This is a genomic window from Candidatus Magnetobacterium casense (genome assembly GCF_000714715.1).
GTDB classification, from domain to species: domain Bacteria; phylum Nitrospirota; class Thermodesulfovibrionia; order Thermodesulfovibrionales; family Magnetobacteriaceae; genus Magnetobacterium; species Magnetobacterium casense.
This window is the reverse complement of sequence record NZ_JMFO01000054.1, coordinates 1-4,063: the sequence shown is the minus strand read 5'-3', so window position 1 is coordinate 4,063 and position 4,063 is coordinate 1. Positions and strand designations below refer to the sequence as shown.

Here is a 4,063-nt window from a genome sequence, read left to right as displayed (position 1 = left end):
ACGCTGCTCGTCATTTACGGCGGGTGATGGACTCTCCTCCAGCAACTTCTGGTGACGCCGCTGCAGGGAGCAGTCACGTTCACCCAGGTACAGGACATTGCCATATTTGTCGGCAAGAATCTGGATCTCGACGTGACGTGGCGAGAGAATATATTTTTCGATGTAGACCGATTCGCTCTTGAAGAACTGCAGGGCCTCGCTGCGGGCAATGCCAAATGCGTTGATGACTGCGGCATCCGTGTGGACGATTTTCATGCCGCGGCCGCCGCCGCCGCCAGTTGCCTTGATAATGACCGGGAACCCGATCGACCGGGCAACCGCCAGCGCATCCTCCTCGTTCTGGACCACTCCCTCAGATCCCGGAACAACGGGAACACCAGCCTTGATCATCGCCTCGCGTGCGCGGACCTTGTCGCCAAGCAACCGGATCAGTTCCGGCTCGGGTCCGATGAAGGTCAGCCCGGAGATCTTGACAACTTCGGCAAAGTCGGCATTCTCCGACAGGAAACCATAACCCGGATGAATGGCCTGGGCATCGGTGATCTCGGCGGCTGCCATGATCGACGTGATGTTCAGATAGGACTGGGACGAGGCAGGGGGGCCAATGCAGACCGATTCATCCGCCAGCTTGACATGCATGGCGTCCGCATCAGCCGTGGAGTGAACCGCCACCGTCTGGACTCCAAGCTCACGACAGGCACGCTGGACACGCAGCGCAATCTCGCCGCGATTGGCGATGAGTACTTTGCTAAACATGACTTGCCTGCCTCATGCCGGTTCCAGCAGAAACAAACTCTTCGCCGAATTCAACCGGCGATGCATTGTCCTTCAGGATCTTGACGATCCGTCCGGGACGTTCTGCCTCGATTTCGTTCATCAGTTTCATGGCTTCGATGATACACAGGATCTGGTCCTTCTTGACCACATCCCCGACCTTGACGAAAGGGGGGGCTTCTGGCGATGTTGCATGATAGAACGTACCCACCATCGGGGATGTGATCGGGACGGCATTGGGAAACTCCGCCTGCGCCGATGCAACCGGATGGCTGGCTGCATCAGCGGGGCGCAGCGCGTTCTGGGGTGCAAGAGCCTGGCCCGCCGACAACATGGCAGCATCCGCGAAGGGGGAATTGCCGGACACGGCGATTCCGTTTCCCCGCAGGGCAACAGCCAGTGTGGCGGGATCCGCGGGTACACTGCGATTGAGGCGCAAAACCTGGTCACCACGACGCAACTCGATCTCCGTGACGTCGGTTCCCTTCAACATGGCAATCAGCTGGCGAATCTCCTTGAGATCCATACACTATCCCCTTGACATTCCTCTAAGGTGGCAGACATGGCGATAACCCGCATCCAGTGCCAGCAGATACCCGTCCGGCCCAAAACCGGTGATCTGGCCGAGGGCGATATCGCTGACAAACGAGCGATGCCGAAATTTCTCCCGCCGGTGGATGTTGCTTAAATGGACTTCCACGACGGGCAATGCGACCGCCAGCAGGGCATCCCGGATGGCCACCGATGTATGGGTGTAGGCCGCCGGGTTGATGACGATCAAATCCACGCAAGCATACGCCTGCTGGATACGATCGACCAGTGCTCCTTCATGGTTCGACTGAAACCAGTCCAGCTCCACGCCCAGCTCTGCGGCACGTTGCCGGCACAAGGCCTCGATTCCGGCCAGTGTGACGGTACCATAAGTGGAGGGTTCCCGCACTCCCAGAAAGTTCAGGTTCGGGCCGTTGAGGACCAGAATGCGTATCATGTGCGGTCAATGCCCCGCCATCCGTTGTCTCAGGGCCGCAACGCACGGCCGGCGGGGGCGCATGGACGGGGACACGGGAGCATACCGGTCCGGCAATGGAGATACGGACACCTGCTGCTGTGCCGGGACCGTCAGCTGATGCAGGAAATTTTCCAGTCGTGCCACGTAGCCCGGATGCTCCGCGGTGCCTGTGTGGGTAGACGGTACATCTGGCTGTACGTGCAGCCGGTCCAGAAAGGCATGAAGACGCTGCACCGCAGCTGGACGCGTCTGTTCGTGTTCCATGCTTTTTTCCAGTGCTTTCATGGCGGCACGGTAGGCAAGCGCCGACGACGTACCACATTCACGGCGCAAATGTTCCTCGATCAGTGGCGTTTCCTGTTGCAGGGCATCGTCCTGCAGCAAGGTGCCGACAATGAACCACTGTGCCACAACATCGGGTGCACCATCAAGCAGACGGCGCACATGCTGCACGGCATCCCCAACGCGTCCATCCCCTGACTGAGGGATACGGTGGTATAGATCTCTTCTGCACCGGCCATCATGTCCTGTCTCCTGTCGCCAAAATCCCCCACCGGTGTCAAAATCATCGCACAACATCGCACAGTAATGAATCTGCCAAAAAAAATGCCACAATGCAAAGGGAAATCATTGGMTGCCGSTTCCGTGGTATCAGCTGGCAGAAGTGTCCATAACCTTCCGTACTGCCGTGACGTGGCGTATAATGCTGCCACGGCAGGTGTGCACGGCTGGTGTGATGGTGCCGGGAAGGCAGGTGTGTCAGGCTGGTGCTGGATCCTGGCGTGGCTGGTGTATGCGGGAACGCGTTGAAGGTGGTAAAAAGGGGGAGGCGCAATGAACATTATGGTCAATGGGGAGACAGTGACGGTGGGGCAGCCGGGGGAGATGTCACCGGTGACGCTGGTTGACGTACTCCGGCAGTTGCAGCTTGACCCGGCACGTGTTGCGGTAGAGCACAACCTTGAAGTTGTCCCAAGGCAGATGTTCCCGTCGGCTGCCGTGCAGGAGGGAGACCGTCTGGAGGTGGTCCACTTTATCGGTGGGGGCAGCGGTGGCGTGGAAACGGAAGGTGATGAGACAGACCTGCTACATCTGGCCGGCCGCACTTTTCGCAGCCGTTTGCTGGTGGGGACAGGAAAATACCGTGATTTCGCCGAAACGGCTGCGGCTATTGAAGCCTCTGGTGCCGAGATCGTAACGGTTGCAGTGCGGCGTGTCAACATCAGTGATCCTCGTGCTCCCATGCTGACTGATTATGTGGATCCCCGCCGCTATACCTACCTGCCGAACACGGCGGGGTGTTATACGGCAGAGGATGCAGTGCGCACCCTGCGCCTTGCTCGCGAGGCAGGCGGGTGGAATCTGGTCAAGCTGGAAGTACTGTCGGACGAGAAATACCTGTGGCCGAACAACCAGGAGACCGTGCGTGCGGCCGAAATGCTGATCCGGGACGGCTTTGACGTCATGGTCTACACAACCGATGATCCGCATACCTGCCGTCTGCTTGAGTCCATGGGGTGTGTCGCCATCATGCCACTGGCTGCACCGATCGGATCCGGTCTTGGTGTGCGAAACCCTTTCACCATTCGYATGATTGTCGAACAGGCCAAGGTTCCCGTTCTGGTGGACGCGGGAGTTGGCACGGCTTCCGATGCGGCCATTGCAATGGAACTCGGGTGTGATGGTGTGCTGATGAACACGGCGATTGCGTCCGCCAGTGATCCGGTCCGGATGGCCACGGCCATGCGCCTGGCAATCCAGGCTGGGCGACTGGCATACCGCGCCGGTCGCATGCCACGCAAGGCATTCGCATCGGCATCCAGTCCGCTTGACGGCACATTTTTCTGATTCTGCATTTGACGCGACCGTAGCCCTGGAGGAGGGCACGAACATCCCTCCTCGTTACCATGTGCCGCTGCTTACGGCATATGGCAAGCGGGGAGAAGATGAAATTGGCGGACGGGGTGGGGTTCGAACCCACGAAACCCTCACAGGTTTGACGGTTTTCAAGACCGTTGCCATCAACCACTCGGCCACCCGTCCGGATCATATGACATCGTGCAACCAGAATCGACTGGTGCCACTACCAAATCAGGTTCGCCCGCGGGGACTACAACCCAAGCACTCCGAGCAATTTTTCCAGCGCGTCTGCCAGTTCCAGCTTGACACTGGCGTTCTCTCCACCGGCTCGCGCCTGACTGCGCAACGTCACAATAAGCGAACGCGTCGTGTTCGGATTGGTGCGAATCAATTGCAACAGCTCATTGATATCACCCCGAT

Annotated in this window: 5 protein-coding genes and 1 tRNA gene; 2 read left to right on the top strand and 4 right to left on the bottom strand. The window is 58.9% G+C overall.

Going from position 1 to position 4,063, the window contains the following annotated elements:
* From Mcas_RS15715 to aroQ, 3 genes are all read right to left on the bottom strand, one after another.
* Positions 1 to 756 (bottom strand): ATP-binding protein (locus Mcas_RS15715; RefSeq protein ID WP_040336506.1); only part of this gene is annotated, 756 nt, incomplete at its 3' end.
* Positions 749 to 1,300 carry an acetyl-CoA carboxylase biotin carboxyl carrier protein gene (accB, locus tag Mcas_RS15710; protein WP_052567578.1) on the bottom strand — a complete coding sequence of 184 codons (552 nt, stop codon included), beginning with the start codon at positions 1,298 to 1,300 and terminating at the stop codon, positions 749 to 751. The genes Mcas_RS15715 and accB, both read right to left, overlap by 8 nt.
* A gap of 3 nt (positions 1,301 to 1,303) precedes the next feature.
* Positions 1,304 to 1,762, bottom strand: a complete 459-nt coding sequence (gene aroQ, locus Mcas_RS15705) for a type II 3-dehydroquinate dehydratase (protein ID WP_040336505.1) — start codon at positions 1,760 to 1,762, stop codon at positions 1,304 to 1,306.
* A gap of 240 nt (positions 1,763 to 2,002) precedes the next feature.
* On the opposite strand from aroQ, the gene Mcas_RS18400 reads away from it, so the two are divergent.
* Together Mcas_RS18400 and thiS are read left to right on the top strand one after the other, a co-directional pair.
* A complete protein-coding gene (locus tag Mcas_RS18400) occupies positions 2,003 to 2,263 on the top strand; it encodes a hypothetical protein (RefSeq protein ID WP_156033434.1) in 261 nt (86 codons plus the stop codon).
* 354 nt (positions 2,264 to 2,617) lie between these two features.
* Positions 2,618 to 3,631 (top strand): sulfur carrier protein ThiS, encoded by a 1,014-nt coding sequence (gene thiS, locus Mcas_RS15695; RefSeq protein ID WP_040336503.1) that lies wholly within the window; start codon positions 2,618 to 2,620, stop codon positions 3,629 to 3,631.
* 105 nt (positions 3,632 to 3,736) lie between these two features.
* Here the strand turns inward: thiS and Mcas_RS15690 are convergent.
* Positions 3,737 to 3,826 (bottom strand) — tRNA-Ser (locus Mcas_RS15690).
* Positions 3,827 to 4,063 lie beyond the last annotated feature (237 nt).